We start from the raw sequence: 15348 nt of genomic DNA, 5'->3' as shown, positions 1-15348 counted from the left end.
ATCGGACAGGATCAACCACGGCCCACGAAAGGCATGTTGGTCGCCATGACGGTCATGTTCAGCACGTTGGCCGACAGCGGCAGTGCCGCGATGTAGCGCACGGCATCGGCGATGTGCTTGACGTCGATCATCGGCTCCACGGCAATCGAGCCGTTGGCCTGGCGCACGCCCTTGGTCATGCGCACCGACAGTTCGGTCAAGGCATTGCCGATGTCGATCTGGCTGCAGGCGATGTTGAATTCACGACCGTCGAGCGCCAGGCTTTTGGTCAGGCCCAACACGGCGTGTTTGCTGGCGGTGTAAGGCGCGGTGAACGGACGGGGCACATGGGCGGAGATCGAGCCGTTGTTGATGATGCGCCCACCTTGCGGCGACTGCTTGCGCATCAGCCCGAAAGCGCCGCGGCTGCACAGGAAAACCCCGGTGACGTTGGTGTCGATCACACTCAGCCACTTCTCGATGGGCAGCTCGTCCATCGGCACGGCCGGGGCGTTGACGCCCGCGTTGTTGAACACCACATCGAGGCGACCGTAAACCTCCTCGACCGTGGCAAAGAGGTGGTCGACACTGGCCGGATCGCGAACATCGCACGACACCGCCAGGGCTTCCCCGCCCTGCTCTCGCGCCAGGCTGACCAGCTCTTCAAGCGGCTCCAGCCGGCGCCCGGTCACCACCACTTTGTAGCCATCTTCCAGCAGGCCCAGCGCGACCAAGCGACCGATGCCGCTGCCAGCGCCTGTGACCAAGGCAATTTTGGAAAGGGATTGATCAGTCATTATTGTTCTCCTTGTTTCCTGTCTGAATGCAGTGCTTGCGAAATCGCTTAGCGGGGTTCAATCGGCGCGGCGGCTGCCGATGCGCACTTCGAACTCGCCGATGCCGGCGACGCCACCGGTGATCACGTCGCCCGCGTCCAGGGCAGCGACGCCTGGCGGCGTGCCGGTCATGATCAGATCGCCAGCCCGCAGGCTGACCGAATGTGACAACTGGCTGATGACCTCACTGACCGACCAGATCTGGCTTTCCAGATCCGAGCGCTGCCGCTCGACGCCATTGACGCTCAGCCAGATCGCGCCTTGGCGCGGGTGACCGTTGCGGCTGGCGGGCAGAATGGGCGTGATGGGCGCCGAGCCATCGAATGCCTTGGCCGGCTCCCAGGGATTGCCCACGGCCTTGGCCGCCATTTGCAGGTCGCGGCGCGTCAGGTCGAGCCCTGCGGCATAACCCCAGACGTGATCCAGCGCCTCTTGCTCGGTGATCTGAAAGCCGTCCTTGCCGATGGCCACAACCAGCTCGATCTCATGGCAGAACTGCTCGGTCTGGGTCGGGAAATCCAGCTCGCCGGAGGCATCGATGACCGAGGTCGCGGGCTTCATGAAAAACGCCGGCACTTCGCGAACCGCGTTAAGGGTGTCGCCCCAGTAATAGTTGCGGCCCAGGCAGAACACCCTGCCGACCGGGAAGCGTCCGGCACTGCCGCTGACCGGCAGACTCGGGACGCGCGGGGGATCGATAACAAACTCACTCATGGAAATTCCTCAGGCCTGCAGCGCTTGCTACTCATCACCGTGACAGGCATCGCGCTGCAGAAGGTGGCCGTTTGATCCTGAGACTACGGGATCAACTCGCCCGAAAGTTGGACAAAACCGTGTTCGCGCTGGACTAAAAAACTCAATCCTGTCGCCCATAAAAAAGGCGTACTCGCGTACGCCTTTGCCTAGTCCGGCAGAAGGTCACACACACATGCTTGCGCTTACTTCGCCTTGAGCTCGATCCGGTAGATTCGGCCCAGCAGCAGCGAATACGACAGGGTTCCGATGCACGCCACCCCCCCGATGAACCAGAAGGCCCAGGCAAAACTGCCGGTCACATGAAGGATCTGTCCGATCACGATGGGCGTGACAATGCCGCCAATGTTGGCTGCCAGGCTGGTGATGCCGCCAGTCAGGCCAATCAGCTCCTTGGGCGCGATTTCCGACACGGCGGCCCATGAAGCCGACGCAATGCCCTGAGCGAAGAAGGCGATGGTCAACAACGCGATGCAGACTTCGTTGGAATCGGTGAAGTTGACCAGCATGATCGACATGCCCAGCGCAGAGCCGACAACCAGCGGCAACTTGCGGGCGAAAGACAGCGACGTACCGCGCCGAATCATCCAGTCCGACACAATGCCCGCCAGCAAGACGCCCACGGTCGCGCCAATGAACGGCAACACGGCGAAGATGCCCACTTTGACCATCGTCAGGTGGCGCTCTTCGATCAGGTAAGTCGGGAACCAGGTCAGAAAGAAATACAGCGCCGACGTGCTGGCGAACTTGCCCAGACAGATCGCCCACACCTGGCGGTACTTCAACAGCTCGGCAATCTGCGCCCACTTGAACTTGTTCTTTTCCTGGCTGCTTTTCACCAGGCCACCACCGTCCTCGATGTACTGCAGCTCCTGCTTGCTGACCTTCTTGCAGTTCAACGGATCGCGGTACAGGTACAGCCAGGCGACGCCAAACAGAATGCCGACGATGCCGGTGCTGTAGAACACATGGCGCCAGTCGTAGGTCGTTGCCAGCCACAACAGCAAGCCGGTGAACAGCGCGGTGCCTAGGTACTGACCGCAGACGTAAATGCTGCTCGCCATGCCGCGCTCTCTTGCCGGAAACCAGACCGTGACCGCGCGGCTGTTGGCCGGAAATGCCGGCGCTTCCATGGCGCCGATGGCCAGACGCAGCCCGAACAACGAAGCGAAGCCACCCGCCAGCCCCTGGCAGACGGTCACGGCCGACCAGGAAATCAGCGAGGCGCCATAGGTCAGTCGCGAACCGAAACGGTCGGCGATGAAACCGGCGGGCACCAGCGCGAAGGCGTACGTCCAGGCAAACGCGGAGAAGATCAGGCCCATCTGGACCTTGTCCAGCCCCAGGTCTTTGGCCATGAACGGCGCGGCGATAGAGATGTTCACCCGGTCCACGTAGTTGATGATCGTGGCGATCAGCAACAGTGAGAGCATGAACCAGCGACGATGGGAGGTTGGGCGGGCCGGTGCTGCCGCCATGGGTGCGGCGGAGACGGCATCGATAGCCCGAATATCGGGATTGCTCGACATGTGAATTCCTCGTTGTTTTTATTGGAATCGAGTGATGAAGCGCAGCCCTAAGTTATCGTACGACCGGTTTTAAACAACCCGCTGCTTAGAACGTTTCGGGATTTCGGAACAGGCCCGTAATTATTTGTCCAAGAAATTCCCGAGCGTCGGCAACCCTCCTTGTCTGACTTTTTTGTGTGGAAATAGGCGTAGTAGAGCGGCTCTTTCATTTCGAACCTTCCGCAAAGTTTTTGGACAAAAAGACTGGCGAGCGACAGCGGAAAAGTTTTGAATCAGGTCATATGACAACCGACAATAAGAAACACCGCAGTGAGGAACCGCATCATGGAATCTGCCAACCGCGTACCCACTTATGGAATGCAGCAACGCAGTGAGCGGCCAGACTTCTACATCCGTGGCAAAACCGAGGGCAAGCCTGAAACCGCGCCCCATCGTCACGAATATTTTCAGATCCAGATCAACCTCGGCGGTGACACCGTGCAGCACATCGGCGGCGTCGTGCGGCCCTTCCCGCGCAACACGCTGGCGTTCATCCTGCCGCACAAATTGCATCTGATCCCGCATCCGCCGGAAGGCAATTTCCTGCTGATCAACTTCGCCCAGACCTTCCTGCTGCCGCAGTTGCAGTGCGATCCGCTGGACCTTGAAGACGTCGCCATCGCGCTGGCACCCGAGCTGTCGCCGTTCCGGTTCCAGGAGCATCTGGATTTCACGCTCGGTGCCGAAGACTTTGCCGAGGTCCAGCGTTTGCTCGACCGCATGCGCGATCTGGACAAGGATCGTCAGTTCGGCACGCGCGAGATTCTCAAGGGCTATCTGCTGCAATTGATCGGCACCATCTGCCAGCTGTACGCCGAACCGATCAAGCTGCTGGCCGATGACAACGCCGCCGAACGCAGCCGCCGCGATGCGCTGGCGAGGATGTCGGAGTACGTGCGCAAGAACCTCAGCGACCCCGACCTGAGCCTGAAAAAGGCGGCGTCCGCGGCCTTCCTGTCACCCAATTACCTGACCCACTGGCTGCGCAAGGAAGTCGGTAAAACCTTCAGCGAGCTGGTGCTCGAACGGCGCATGCACCTGGCGCGCACGCTGCTGCTCAACGGCAGCAAACCGGTCGGAGAAGTCGCGCGGCTGTGCGGCTTTGCCGATGAGGCCTACTTTTCACGACGCTTCCGTCACGCCCACGGCATGCCGCCCGGGCAATTTCGCAAGCAGCGGGATTTATAGGCCGCCGTCGCGCACTGGGGCGTTCCTCTGGATCAACTTTATGTCCCTGTCGGCGTTTCATCTTCACGCCAGAGCGCTAAGCTTGCCGTCATGGATGACTCCGACTACCTGCGTCTGTTGACGATCCAGGCCGAGCAAGCCAATGCGTTTCTGTCCAATGCGCGCAAGTGGGAGCGCGAGCGTTGGGTGTGCCAACGGTTGCTGCAAGGCTTGAACATTCCTCACCGCACCGACGATTTTCTGCCCGCAGGGCAAGAGCCGCCGGACGTACTCTTTCGCGATGCGTGTTTCGAAGTGTTCTTCGTGCTCGATGAAGGCCGTCGGCTCAACGATGAGTGGCGCGAAGAGTTACAGCGTCGGCGCAGCGCCTTTTCCCTCAGTCAGTTGGTGCGCCGCGAAGCCAAACCCAAGCGCATCCCGGCCGCTGAACTGCTCAGACGCCTGGCGCCGACCTTGCGCAAGAAAGCCCACAACTACAAGGAGCGCGGCCTGGATCTCAGCGAACTGGACATCATCGCGTTCGCCAGCCTCAAGCGCGAAGTGCTGGACCTGAACAGCCACTTCCCGCCGCCCACCGAGTACCTGCGCCAGGGCTGGCGCTCGCTTTCGCTGGTAGGGCCGACGTTTGCGCGGGTATTGTTCGCCCATCCGGACGCCCCGGATTTTCTGCGGACCAATCTGGGCCGCAGCGTGGTGTTCGACGTGGGAATCAGCCTATGAGTCCGTTGCAAGCCCTGATCGCCGATGTGCCGCAGCGCGGTCGCGTGCGCTGGATAGGCGTACGTCCGCAGTCGCGAGAAGAGATGATCGAACTGGAAGCGGTCGAGGCGCGCCGCGAGGCCGGCCTGACGGGCGATCATGCCCGTCCCGGTCCGCGCAATGCCCGCCAGGTTACGCTGATTCAATGGGAGCATCTGGCGGTGGTCAGTGCTCTGATGGGGCGCGGGGAAGACAATCCCGTCCTGCCTCGGGACCTGCGACGTAACATCGCAGTCAGCGGCATCAACCTGTTCAGCCTGAAAAACCGTCGCTTCCGCATAGGCCAGGCGGTGTTCGAGACCACCGGCTGGTGCCAGCCGTGCGCCAGACTGGAGCAACGGCTGGGCCACGGGACCTTTCAGGCGGTACGCGGACATGGCGGAATTACCGCGCGAGTGTTACAAAGCGGCATTATCCGTCTGGACGATGTCCTGCGTATCGAACCGCTGGACGACGTCAACGAATCTAATGCATCGGTGGCCATCGGTTGATGACGCCGATCAATGTTCATGCCGAGGCTTGAATGACCAGCCGCCTGAACCCTGACGACCAAAAGCGTGTCGAAGAGTACCTTCGAGCACCTCAGCACCAAGTCGAGCGCCGGCCATTCAAGCCCTGGCTGCTCCTTGTGGTGGTGCTGGTCGTGGTGATCGGACTGGGCCTGTTGAGCCGTTTACTGAGCTATCTGACGCTATGAGCTGCCTGGCGCTCGCTCGGATAGAGCCTGAAGAGAATTCCTTAAGCCTTATGAGATATCCCCATGACTCATCGTATCGTGATCGTCGGCGGAGGCGCTGGTGGTCTGGAGCTGGCTACCCGCCTGGGTAAAACGCTGGGCAAGAAAGGCACCGCCAGCGTCACGCTGGTAGACGCCAATCTGACGCACATCTGGAAACCCTTGCTGCACGAGGTCGCCGCAGGCTCGCTCAACTCCTACGAGGATGAGCTGAACTATGTCGCGCAAGCCAAGTGGAATCACTTCCAGTTTCAACTCGGCCGCATGACCGGGCTGGACCGCGAAAACAAGCAGATTCACCTGGCGGCAACGCAGGATGAAAACGGTCAGGAGCTGGTCCCGGCGCGCAGCCTGAGTTACGACTCGCTGGTGATTTCCGTCGGCAGCACCACCAATGATTTCGGTACCAAGGGCGCGGCGGAGCACTGCCTGTTCCTCGACACGCGCAAACAGGCCGAACGCTTCCATCAGCAGTTGCTCAATCGTTACCTGCGTGCGCATGCCAGCGAGCTGGCGGCCACCGAAGAAATCAACGTGGCGATCGTCGGCGCCGGTGCGACAGGCGTCGAGCTCGCGGCAGAACTGCACAATGCCGCCCACGAACTGGCGGCCTATGGCCTGGGCCAGATCAAACCGGAAAACCTGCGGATCACGGTCATCGAGGCCGGTCCTCGGGTGTTGCCTGCCTTGCCTGAACGGATCGGCGGGCCGGTGCATAAGACGCTGGAGAAGCTCGGCGTGACCGTGCTGACCAACTCGGCGGTCAGTGAAGTGACTGCCGACAGTCTGGTGACGGCGACAGGCCAGGTGATTCCGGCGACCCTGAAGGTCTGGGCAGCAGGCATTCGCGCACCGGCGTTTCTGGAAGGCATTGCTGGGCTGGAGACCAACCGCATCAATCAGCTGCAAGTGCGCCCGACCCTGCAGACCACCCGTGACGACAACATTTTCGCGTTCGGCGACTGCGCGGCCTGTCCGCAAAAAGGCACCGACCGCAATGTCCCGCCACGCGCGCAAGCGGCGCACCAGCAAGCCTCGCTGCTGGTCAAATCGCTCAAGCTGCGGATCGAAGGCGGCGACCTGCCGGAATACAAATACAAGGATTACGGCTCGCTGATTTCGCTGTCGAAGTTCTCGGCGGTCGGCAATCTGATGGGCAACCTGACCGGCAGTGTCATGCTCGAAGGCTGGCTGGCGCGGATGTTTTACGTCTCGCTGTACCGCATGCACCAAATGGCGCTGTACGGCACGTTCCGCACGCTGATGCTGATGCTCGGCAGCCGGATCGGTCGCGGAACCGAACCGAGAATGAAGCTGCACTAAAGGCGACGGCCTGCCGTGCATATGGCAGGTTCTCAACGTTGGCTTTAACGCCCTTTCCATCAGCGGCGTAACACTCGAAGCCTTCCCGGCTAAAGCCGGTCCTACGAAGAGGTCGCAGCGTCAGTAGGACCGGCTTCAGCCGGGAAAAGGCCTTGCGGCGTCAGTAGGACCGGCTTTAGCCGGGAAGACACCTTGCGCCGTCAGTAGGACCGGCTTCAGCCGGGAAGAAGCCGGTGCAGATGCAGAGGTTGGAAATCAGCCTTCGCCAGCAAGCTCGCCCCACAGGTTTTATACCGTTCCATGCCGACTACGGCATCACCCGCCCTTTGCCCGAGTGCTTGGCTTTGTACATCCAGCGATCGGCTTCGCGCATGAGTTCGTCAGGCGCTTTGCCCGAGCCTGGCTCGTACATGGAGAACCCGACGCTGGCGTTGCTGCGGATGACGTCGCCTTTGATGATGATCGGCTCGGCAATCGCCGCCAGCAGCTTTTTCGCCACTTCCCGCGCTTCGTCGGCGCCCGGGACAATGCCTTCCAGCACCACGATGAATTCGTCACCCGCCAGCCGCACCAGGCTGTCAGTCCTTCGCACGCAGGTTTGCAGGCGAGCGGAAATGGTACGCAGCAGATCGTCGCCCGCATCGTGCCCGTAGGTGTCGTTGATGCCCTTGAAGCCATCCAGATCGATGAACATCAGCGCCAGCTGCAACCTGGAGCGGTCCGCCCGCGCCTGCGCGATCGGCAGTAACGCATCCAGCGCGCGTCGATTGTGCAGACCGGTGAGCGCGTCGTGCCGCGCTTCTTGTTCCAGTTCTTTGCGCGCCTGAATGTCCTGAATGATGGAGATGAAGTAATCCAGATCGCCGTTCTCGGACAGCTTCTTGGTCACGCTCAGGCTGACCCACACCGACGCGCCGCCCTTGCGCAGATAACGCTTTTCCAACTGATACCGGTCGATCTCGTTACCGACCAGTTGATTGAGCAATTCCATGTCCGTGTGCAGGTCATCCGGGTGGGTGATGTCCTGGAAGGTCAGGTGTTTGAGCTCCTCCGGCGTGTAGCCAAGGATTTCGCATAACGCCGTGTTGACGCTGATCCAGCCACCGTCCGGCGCCACCAGCGCGATGCCCACTGAAGCCAGTTCGAACATCGACCGATAGCCCGCTTCGCTGGCTTTGAACAGGGCGTCAGAGCGGCTTTTCTGCAAGCGCGCCAGCATCAGGTTTTCCCGCAGCTGCACTTCACGACTGACGATGTCGGCCAGATCGCGAAGGATGTCCAGCTCCTCCTGAGTCAGTTCACGCGGGCGCTCGTCAATGGCACACAAGGTGCCTACAGCGAAGCCTCTGCTGGTGCGAATGGGCACGCCGGCGTAAAAACGGATATGGGGCGCGCCGGTCACTAACAGGTTGTCGCGAAAGCGCTCATCTTCGGCGGCGTCGGGGACGACAAGGGGTGTGCTCTGCAGGATGGCGTGGGCGCAGAAGGCCATTTCTCTGGGCGTTTCCGGCGCATCGAGCCCCGTGCGGGACTTGAACCATTGCCGGTCCTCATCGACCAGCGAAACCAGTGCGATCGGCACATCGAGCACACGTGCCACCAGACGGGTGATCCGGTCGAGTGACGCTTCGGCCGGGGTGTCGAGAATTTCCAGTTGATGCAGCGCTTCGAGGCGCTCGTTTTCATACAGAGGAATTGGCGCTTTCATATACCGGCCGATCCTGAAAAGACTGTCTGGAGTCTATACCCCACACCTTGAATGCGCACCCACGGACAGAAATCAGTCATTAATCCGACGCGATCGGCTGCGCAGCGGCCCGGCGCCGCAGCAACTCGATGAATTGCATCAACTCGCGACTCGCCGCCTCGCCCCGGCGCGTCAACAGACCGAACGGCGCCATCCGCTCTTCGATCCTCACGGGCAGCGCCTTGACCAGCCCCATTTTCAGGTAATCGCGCAGCGCCGACTCGGACAGCACCATGATTGCATCAGTGAGCTGAACCAGTTGCTGCATCGAATACACCGAACTGCATTCGATGATGTCGGCAGGCGCGGGCAGTGCGAGCCTCTCCAGCGCCTGATCGAACGCCATGCGCGCCGGGCTGCTCTCGGGTTGCAGAATCCAGGGCCAGTCGCTGACCAACTCGGCCCAGTCGAGCTTGCGCCGCCTGGCAAGCGGATGGCCCTGGTGCACGACGACCATGAGCTGCTCGTTGCCCAAGGGCTCGAACGCGTAGTGCTCGCGGTCGGTGGAGGCATTGCGACGCGCGATGGCCAGATCGATGCGGCCCTGCTCGAGCAACTGAATCACCTGATCGCTGGTATCGCCCATGATGCGGATGCGCAACTGAGGGTTGAGCGTCTTGATCTCGGCCACGGCATTCATGACCAGATCAGGCGCCGCTCCCATGATCGTCCCGATCGCCAGATAACCGTAGCCACCGTGAAGCCGAGCCTGCATGTCGGCGGCACAACGATCGAGCCCACTGAGCGCGGATTCGGCAAAGCGCAGAAGCTCCATGCCCAAGGCCGTCGGGCGCATGCCACGCGGCAGGCGCTCGAACAGTTCGCAGCCGAACATGTCCTCGATTTCGTGAAGCATGCGCGTCGCGGCGGGCTGCGACATGTGCATGTTCAACGAAGCGCGGTGCAGGTTGAGGCTGGACCCAAGCACGACCAGCATCTGCAGATGCTTGTAGCGCAGACGGCTGAACAGCTGCTGCGAGGAGACGTTTTCAGCCATTGACTGACCTCTGTGGACCGATACCTTGAAGGTATCGATCTTAAGCTAAAAACGATTAGTCACGCATCGCTTCGCAGCAGTAGAGTCCTTCTCATTCCGGCCTGACCGGAACGGCGACACGCCGGCTTACGCAGTCAAATAATTCCAAAAAAGGAAACTGTCGTGAACACACTCCCCGCGTCCTTGCTGGCCAAGCTCTCATGGCGTCTTCTGCCCTTTCTGTTGCTGATGTACATCATGGCGTTTCTCGATCGCGCCAATGTCGGCTTCGCCAAGCAGGCTTTTCAGGCTGATACCGGTATCAGCGACGCCGCGTTCGCCTTCGGCGCTGGCGTATTCTTCGCCGGTTACGCGCTGCTCGAGGTCCCCAGCAACCTGATGATGCACAGGATCGGCGCCAAGCTGTGGATGTGCCGGATCATGGTGACGTGGGGCCTGGTGTCTGCGGCGATGGTCTTTGCCCACACCGAAACGACGTTTTATGTGCTGCGCTTCCTGCTGGGCGTGGCCGAGGCCGGATTCTTCCCCGGCGTCATCCTCTACCTGACCTACTGGTTCCCCAATGCCGCGCGAGGCCGGGCGATGGGCTTTTTCTACTTCGGCGCGCCGCTGGCGTTCATCTTCGGCAGCCCGCTGTCCGGTCTGTTGCTTGAACTCGATGGCGTGCTGGGCAGCCATGGCTGGCAATGGCTCTTCGCAGTCGAGGGGCTGATGGCGACTGCCGTCGGCGTGTGGGCCTACTTCTATCTGGACAACCGCCCGGCCGATGCCAAGTGGCTGAGCGCTGATGAGCGTCAGCAATTGCAGGCCGTGCTCGATGCCGAAGACAGCGAAAAACAGCGCCACGGCAGCGTGCTCAAGGCCATGTGCCAACCAGCGGTGCTGTACCTGTGCGTGATTTACCTGCTGATTCAGGCCAGCGTTTACGGCGTGGTGTTTTATCTGCCCAGCCAGGTCGCGGGCCTGATGGGCAGCAAAGTCGGCCTCATGGTCGGCCTCGTCAGCGCCATTCCGTGGGTCTGCGCGCTGATTGCCGCCTGGCGCGTCCCTGCGATTGCCGACCGCACAGGCCAGCGTCGGACGGTCGCGGCGCTGACGCTGGTGGTGTCAGGTCTGGGCATCGCCGCGTCGGTGACGTTCGCCAACCCGCTGCTGGGCATCCTGGCGCTGTGCTTTGCTGCATCGGGGTTCATCGCCGTGCAACCGGTGTTCTGGACCTTCCCGGGAAGTTTCCTGGCGGGCAGCGCCGCCGCAGGCGCCATCGCTCTGATCAATTCGTTCGGCGCGCTGGGCGGATTCATCGCGCCGATCATCAAGAACTGGGCCGAAGGCGCGTTCCAGACGCCGACGGCGGGGCTTTATCTACTGTCAGTGACCACGCTGATCGCTGCGGCGCTGGTGATGGGCATTCGCTCACCCAGAACCGGGACACCCCACACGGTACCGACCTTTCAACACTGATCGCCATTCTCTCGGATCACAGGAGTCCTCCATGAGCACGCCCATCATCAAACACGTCCGCGCTTTCGTTCTGCGGGGCGGCGGTGCCGATTATCACGACCAGGGCGACGGCCACTGGATCGACGACCACATCGCCACGCCAATGAGCAAATACCCGGAATACCGTCAAAGCCGCCGCAGCTTCGGGATCAATGTGCTCGGCACCCTGGTGGTGGAAATCGAAGATTCGGCAGGCAACGTCGGCTTCGCCGTGACCACCGGCGGCGAACCCGCGGCGTACATCGTCGAGAAACATCTGGCGCGTTTTGTCGAAGGCGCGAAGGTCACCGACATCGAGAAAATCTGGGATCAGATGTACCTGTCGTCGCAGTACTACGGCCGCAAAGGGCTGGTGATCAATACCATTTCCGGCGTCGACCTGGCGTTGTGGGACCTGCTCGGCAAAGTGCGTCAGGAGCCGGTTCATCAATTGCTGGGCGGTGCGGTGCGCGATGAGCTGCAGTTCTACGCCACCGGCGCCCGCCCTGACCTTGCCCAGAAAATGGGTTTCATCGGTGGAAAGCTGCCCCTGCACCACGGCCCGGCGGAAGGCGAAGAAGGCCTGCGCAAAAACCTCGAGGCGCTCGCCGTAATGCGCGAGCGCGTGGGCAAGGATTTCTGGTTGATGCTCGATTGCTGGATGAGCCTGGACCTCAACTACGCAACCAGGTTGGCCCACGGCGCGCAAGCGTTCGGACTGAAATGGATCGAGGAGGCGCTTTCGCCTGAGGATTACTGGGGTTACGCCGAGCTGCGCAAGAACGTGCCCAAAGGCATGCTGGTCACCACCGGTGAGCACGAAGCCACGCGCTGGGGGTTCCGCATGCTGCTGGAAATGGGCTGCTGCGACATCATCCAGCCGGATGTCGGCTGGTGCGGCGGCATCACCGAGCTGATCAAGATTTCTGCGCTGGCCGATGCCCATAACACGCTGGTCGTGCCGCACGGATCTTCAGTCTACAGCTATCATTTCGTCGCAACGCGCACCAACAGCCCGTTCGCCGAGTTTCTGATGATGGCGCCCAAGGCTGATGAAGTCGTGCCGATGTTCCATCCACAACTGCTCGGCGAGCCGGTACCGGAAAACGGGCGCATGCGACTGTCCAGGCTTGATCAGCCGGGGTTTGGCGTCACGCTCAACCCTGAATGTCAGCTTCATCGTCCGTACACGCACTGACAGGAAATGGTTATGAAAATGCCTCACAACGCGTTCAAGGCCGCTTTGGCCAGACGCGAGCCGCAGTATGGAATCTGGGCCGGTTTCGCCACGGGCTATGCGACTGAAATCGTCGCCGGGCTGGGATATGACTGGATGCTGATCGATGGCGAGCATGCGCCGAACACCGTACCGAGCATCCTCGCGCAATTGCAGGCGGTAATGCCCTACAGCACCGCGCCCGTCGTGCGCGCCGTGACCGGCGATGCCGTGCTGATCAAGCAATTGCTGGATGTCGGCGTGCAGACGTTGATGGTGCCGATGGTGGAATCCGCCGAGCAGGCCCGAGCGCTGGTGCAGGCAATGCGTTATCCGCCGCACGGCATTCGCGGCGTCGGCGGCGGCCTGACCCGCGCCACGCGCTGGGATGCCGTGCCGGATTACCTCAACACGGCTCACGAGGAGCTGTGCCTGATCGTGCAGGTGGAATCGCGCAAAGGCGTCGAAAACGTGGAAGCGATCGCGGCGGTTGAAGGCGTCGACGCCGTGTTCATCGGCCCGGCGGATCTGTCGACCGGCATGGGCCATATCGGCAATCCGTCGCATCCCGACGTCCAGGCCAGCATTCGCCGTGCGGTGGATGCCACTCTCGCGGCGGGCAAAATCTGCGGCATCCTTGCGCCCGCCGAGGAAGATGCCCGGCGCTACATGGGCTGGGGTTGCCAGTTCGTGGCCGTGGGCATCGATATCAGCCTGCTGCGTCAGGCGGCGAAGGAAAACCTGGCACGCTACCGCGAACCTCAGGACTTCGCCGCGCCCTCGCGGACGTACTGATCTACCGAACTGTGGGAGTCCGTCAACGGGCTTTGAAGCCTCCCATCGATCAAGGGCGTCACACTCGACACCTTCCCGGCTGAAGCCGGTCCTACGAAAACTCGCGGCGTCTGTAGGACCGGCTTCAGCCGGGAACAGGCACACCCCTAAATTCAGCGCTCCTGCTTTCCGACATTTTCTGTCATAAAAACGTGCTGATTACTGTGATCCCATTAAGACATCACACCCCGATGTCGCCCGATTACAGGAAGTCACCCATGTTTCAATTTTCCCGAATGATGCTGGCCGCAGGCCTTGGCATTGCGCTCAACCTGTCTTTGCCGAGCAGCGCTGGCGCGGCGCAGGAGGTGACCGGCGCCGGCTCCACATTCATTTATCCGGTGCTCTACAAATGGGCGACCGATTACAACCAGAAGACCGGCGTCAGGGTGAATTATCAGAGCATCGGTTCCGGTGCCGGTGTGGCGCAGATCAAAGACGGCGCTGTGGATTTCGGTGCCACTGACGTACCGATGAGCCCGGCCGAATTGCAGACACTCGGCCTGCAGCAATTTCCGTCGGTGATCGGCGGCGTCGTGCCGGTGATCAACGTGGCATCGATCAAGCCCGGCAGCATGAAATTCACCGGCAGCGTGCTGGCCGACATCTACCTGGGCAAAATCGCGCGCTGGAACGACCCCGCGCTGGTGGCGCTGAACCCCGAGCTCAAACTGCCGGACGCCAGAATCAACGTGGTCTACCGCTCGGAAGATTCAGGCACGACGTACAACTGGGTCAGTTATCTGTCTCGCCTGAGCCCTGAGTGGCAAAGCAAGGTTGGCGCAGGCACTTCTGTGAAATGGCCCGTCGGTATTGGCAGTAAAGGGAGCGAAGGCGTAGCGTCCTACGTGAAGCAGATGCCCAATTCCATCGGCTACGTCGAGTACGCCTACATCAAGCAGCAGAAACTCAACTTCGGCCTGTTGCAAAACGCTGCCGGACGTTTCGTCGTGCCCAGCGCTGAAACATTTCAGGCCGCTGCCGCAACGGCTGACTGGAAAACCGCCAAGGACTTCGACTTGTCGTTGCTCAATGCGCCGGGCGACAACGCTTATCCAATCACCGCGGCGACCTTTATCGTGATGTACAAACAACCCAAAGAAGCAGATCGTCAGAAGACCGTTCAGGATTTCTTTCGCTGGACACTGGAAAGCGGCCAGGAGCTTGCGCGCTCGCTGGACTTCGCGCCGATTCCTGACGATCTGAAGAACCAGATCGAGCGCTATTGGGGCGATACGCCCAAGGCGCAGTGAATCTGTTGCAGCCCCGCGGCGCTGGGCGAATGACGGCCGATTGCCAGAGCCGTACAGTCGCAATGAATAAAGACTCATGCGAAAACCGTGCAGCACCGGAGGAATTAGGAAAGGCCGGAAGAGTGGCGGAAACGAAAAAGGCGTCCCGAAGGACGCCTTTTTGTGGGCTTCGACACGAGTGGCGTCGGAGCCGGATTTTCTGCCCGGGTACTGCTGGGGCGAAAATGGTCGGGGTAAGGGGATTCGAACTCCTGACATCCTGCTCCCAAAGCAGGCGCGCTACCGGACTGCGCTATACCCCGATGAAACAGAGAAACACCTCGTAAGGCGTTCCTTAAGCGGGTGACGCAACTGGCGTCACTCCCTAAGATTCAACCCGATGAAGCCAGGTCAAAAATGGTGGGTCGTGTAGGATTCGAACCTACGACCAATTGGTTAAAAGCCAACTGCTCTACCAACTGAGCTAACGACCCAAATAATGGTCGGGGTAAGGGGATTCGAACTCCTGACATCCTGCTCCCAAAGCAGGCGCGCTACCGGACTGCGCTATACCCCGACGGTACTACGTCTTGAAATTGGCTCCGTGACCAGGACTCGAACCTGGGACCCAATGATTAACAGTCATTTGCTCTACCGACTGAGCTATCACGGAACGATCTATCAATTTCAGATGTAGCGTT

General features: G+C 60.8%; 14 protein-coding genes and 4 tRNA genes. 9 read left to right on the top strand and 9 right to left on the bottom strand.

The features are described 5' to 3' along the window. Positions 1 to 11: 11 nt before the first annotated feature. The 3 genes from QRN36_RS23580 to QRN36_RS23570 all read right to left on the bottom strand — a co-directional run bounded on the left by QRN36_RS23580 (position 12) and on the right by QRN36_RS23570 (position 3046). A complete protein-coding gene (locus tag QRN36_RS23580; protein ID WP_285426251.1) occupies positions 12 to 776 on the bottom strand; it encodes an SDR family oxidoreductase in 765 nt (254 codons plus the stop codon). Positions 777 to 833: 57 nt separating this feature from the next. Further along, positions 834 to 1535, bottom strand: a complete 702-nt coding sequence (locus QRN36_RS23575; protein ID WP_285426270.1) for a fumarylacetoacetate hydrolase family protein — start codon at positions 1533 to 1535, stop codon at positions 834 to 836. 218 nt (positions 1536 to 1753) lie between these two features. Further along, on the bottom strand, positions 1754 to 3046 hold the full coding sequence (locus QRN36_RS23570; protein ID WP_373568790.1) for an MFS transporter: 1293 nt from the start codon (positions 3044 to 3046) through the stop codon (positions 1754 to 1756). A 375-nt stretch (positions 3047 to 3421) separates the two neighbouring features. Here QRN36_RS23570 and QRN36_RS23565 point away from each other — a divergent pair, with 375 nt between their 5' ends. The 5 genes from QRN36_RS23565 (at position 3422) to QRN36_RS23545 (ending at position 7142) form a co-directional block, all read left to right on the top strand. Beyond that, on the top strand, positions 3422 to 4324 hold the full coding sequence (locus QRN36_RS23565; protein WP_093464638.1) for an AraC family transcriptional regulator: 903 nt from the start codon (positions 3422 to 3424) through the stop codon (positions 4322 to 4324). 90 nt (positions 4325 to 4414) lie between these two features. Then, a complete protein-coding gene (locus tag QRN36_RS23560) occupies positions 4415 to 5044 on the top strand; it encodes a DUF1780 domain-containing protein (RefSeq protein WP_120127636.1) in 630 nt (209 codons plus the stop codon). Next, a complete protein-coding gene (locus tag QRN36_RS23555) occupies positions 5041 to 5574 on the top strand; it encodes an MOSC domain-containing protein (RefSeq protein WP_285426249.1) in 534 nt (177 codons plus the stop codon). Before QRN36_RS23560 ends, QRN36_RS23555 begins: the two co-directional genes overlap by 4 nt. Positions 5575 to 5606: 32 nt before the next feature. Continuing rightward, positions 5607 to 5780, top strand: a complete 174-nt coding sequence (locus QRN36_RS23550; RefSeq protein ID WP_093465580.1) for a DUF3094 family protein — start codon at positions 5607 to 5609, stop codon at positions 5778 to 5780. A gap of 63 nt (positions 5781 to 5843) precedes the next feature. After that, on the top strand, positions 5844 to 7142 hold the full coding sequence (locus QRN36_RS23545) for an NAD(P)/FAD-dependent oxidoreductase (protein ID WP_285426248.1): 1299 nt from the start codon (positions 5844 to 5846) through the stop codon (positions 7140 to 7142). Positions 7143 to 7449: 307 nt separating this feature from the next. On the opposite strand, the gene QRN36_RS23540 is transcribed toward QRN36_RS23545, so the two are convergent. Together QRN36_RS23540 and QRN36_RS23535 are read right to left on the bottom strand one after the other, a co-directional pair. Next, complete coding sequence (locus QRN36_RS23540) at positions 7450 to 8850, bottom strand: diguanylate cyclase domain-containing protein (RefSeq protein ID WP_285426247.1); 1401 nt, start codon at positions 8848 to 8850, stop codon at positions 7450 to 7452. Positions 8851 to 8929: 79 nt separating this feature from the next. Continuing rightward, positions 8930 to 9886, bottom strand: a complete 957-nt coding sequence (locus QRN36_RS23535; protein ID WP_285426246.1) for a LysR family transcriptional regulator — start codon at positions 9884 to 9886, stop codon at positions 8930 to 8932. Positions 9887 to 10048: 162 nt separating this feature from the next. Between QRN36_RS23535 and QRN36_RS23530 the strand changes: the two genes are divergently transcribed. The 4 genes from QRN36_RS23530 (at position 10049) to pstS (ending at position 14668) form a co-directional block, all read left to right on the top strand. After that, complete coding sequence (locus QRN36_RS23530; RefSeq protein ID WP_285426245.1) at positions 10049 to 11347, top strand: MFS transporter; 1299 nt, start codon at positions 10049 to 10051, stop codon at positions 11345 to 11347. 31 nt (positions 11348 to 11378) lie between these two features. Further along, on the top strand, positions 11379 to 12563 hold the full coding sequence (gene rhmD, locus QRN36_RS23525) for an L-rhamnonate dehydratase (RefSeq protein WP_285426244.1): 1185 nt from the start codon (positions 11379 to 11381) through the stop codon (positions 12561 to 12563). Positions 12564 to 12575: 12 nt separating this feature from the next. Beyond that, on the top strand, positions 12576 to 13376 hold the full coding sequence (locus QRN36_RS23520) for an HpcH/HpaI aldolase/citrate lyase family protein (protein WP_285426243.1): 801 nt from the start codon (positions 12576 to 12578) through the stop codon (positions 13374 to 13376). Between the two features lie 257 nt (positions 13377 to 13633). Then, a complete protein-coding gene (gene pstS, locus QRN36_RS23515; protein WP_285426242.1) occupies positions 13634 to 14668 on the top strand; it encodes a phosphate ABC transporter substrate-binding protein PstS in 1035 nt (344 codons plus the stop codon). 225 nt (positions 14669 to 14893) lie between these two features. Here pstS and QRN36_RS23510 read toward each other — a convergent pair. From QRN36_RS23510 to QRN36_RS23495, 4 genes are all read right to left on the bottom strand, one after another. Beyond that, positions 14894 to 14970: transfer RNA gene (locus QRN36_RS23510), tRNA-Pro, on the bottom strand. 95 nt (positions 14971 to 15065) lie between these two features. Continuing rightward, a tRNA-Lys gene (locus QRN36_RS23505) sits at positions 15066 to 15141 on the bottom strand. A gap of 6 nt (positions 15142 to 15147) precedes the next feature. Beyond that, positions 15148 to 15224, bottom strand: a tRNA-Pro gene (locus QRN36_RS23500). 20 nt (positions 15225 to 15244) lie between these two features. Continuing rightward, a tRNA-Asn gene (locus QRN36_RS23495) sits at positions 15245 to 15320 on the bottom strand. Positions 15321 to 15348: the final 28 nt, after the last annotated feature.

Origin of the sequence: Pseudomonas sp. efr-133-TYG-103a, assembly GCF_030209235.1 — a bacterium.
Lineage (GTDB): Bacteria > Pseudomonadota > Gammaproteobacteria > Pseudomonadales > Pseudomonadaceae > Aquipseudomonas.
Note: the sequence above shows the minus strand (reverse complement) of the source record. Positions and strands in the feature narration are given on the sequence as shown.

Excerpts from the sequence above, each read along its gene's own strand:
- QRN36_RS23545 (WP_285426248.1), top strand. The coding sequence starts at position 5,844 with ATGACTCATCGTATCGTGATCGTCGGCGGAGGCGCTGGTGGTCTGGAG.
- QRN36_RS23580 (WP_285426251.1), bottom strand. The coding sequence starts at position 776 with ATGACTGATCAATCCCTTTCCAAAATTGCCTTGGTCACAGGCGCTGGC.
- QRN36_RS23540 (WP_285426247.1), bottom strand. The coding sequence starts at position 8,850 with ATGAAAGCGCCAATTCCTCTGTATGAAAACGAGCGCCTCGAAGCGCTG.
- QRN36_RS23560 (WP_120127636.1), top strand. The coding sequence starts at position 4,415 with ATGGATGACTCCGACTACCTGCGTCTGTTGACGATCCAGGCCGAGCAA.
- pstS (WP_285426242.1), top strand. The coding sequence starts at position 13,634 with ATGTTTCAATTTTCCCGAATGATGCTGGCCGCAGGCCTTGGCATTGCG.
- QRN36_RS23520 (WP_285426243.1), top strand. The coding sequence starts at position 12,576 with ATGAAAATGCCTCACAACGCGTTCAAGGCCGCTTTGGCCAGACGCGAG.
- QRN36_RS23555 (WP_285426249.1), top strand. The coding sequence starts at position 5,041 with ATGAGTCCGTTGCAAGCCCTGATCGCCGATGTGCCGCAGCGCGGTCGC.
- rhmD (WP_285426244.1), top strand. The coding sequence starts at position 11,379 with ATGAGCACGCCCATCATCAAACACGTCCGCGCTTTCGTTCTGCGGGGC.
- QRN36_RS23535 (WP_285426246.1), bottom strand. The coding sequence starts at position 9,886 with ATGGCTGAAAACGTCTCCTCGCAGCAGCTGTTCAGCCGTCTGCGCTAC.
- QRN36_RS23565 (WP_093464638.1), top strand. The coding sequence starts at position 3,422 with ATGGAATCTGCCAACCGCGTACCCACTTATGGAATGCAGCAACGCAGT.
- QRN36_RS23570 (WP_373568790.1), bottom strand. The coding sequence starts at position 3,046 with ATGGCGGCAGCACCGGCCCGCCCAACCTCCCATCGTCGCTGGTTCATG.
- QRN36_RS23550 (WP_093465580.1), top strand. The coding sequence starts at position 5,607 with ATGACCAGCCGCCTGAACCCTGACGACCAAAAGCGTGTCGAAGAGTAC.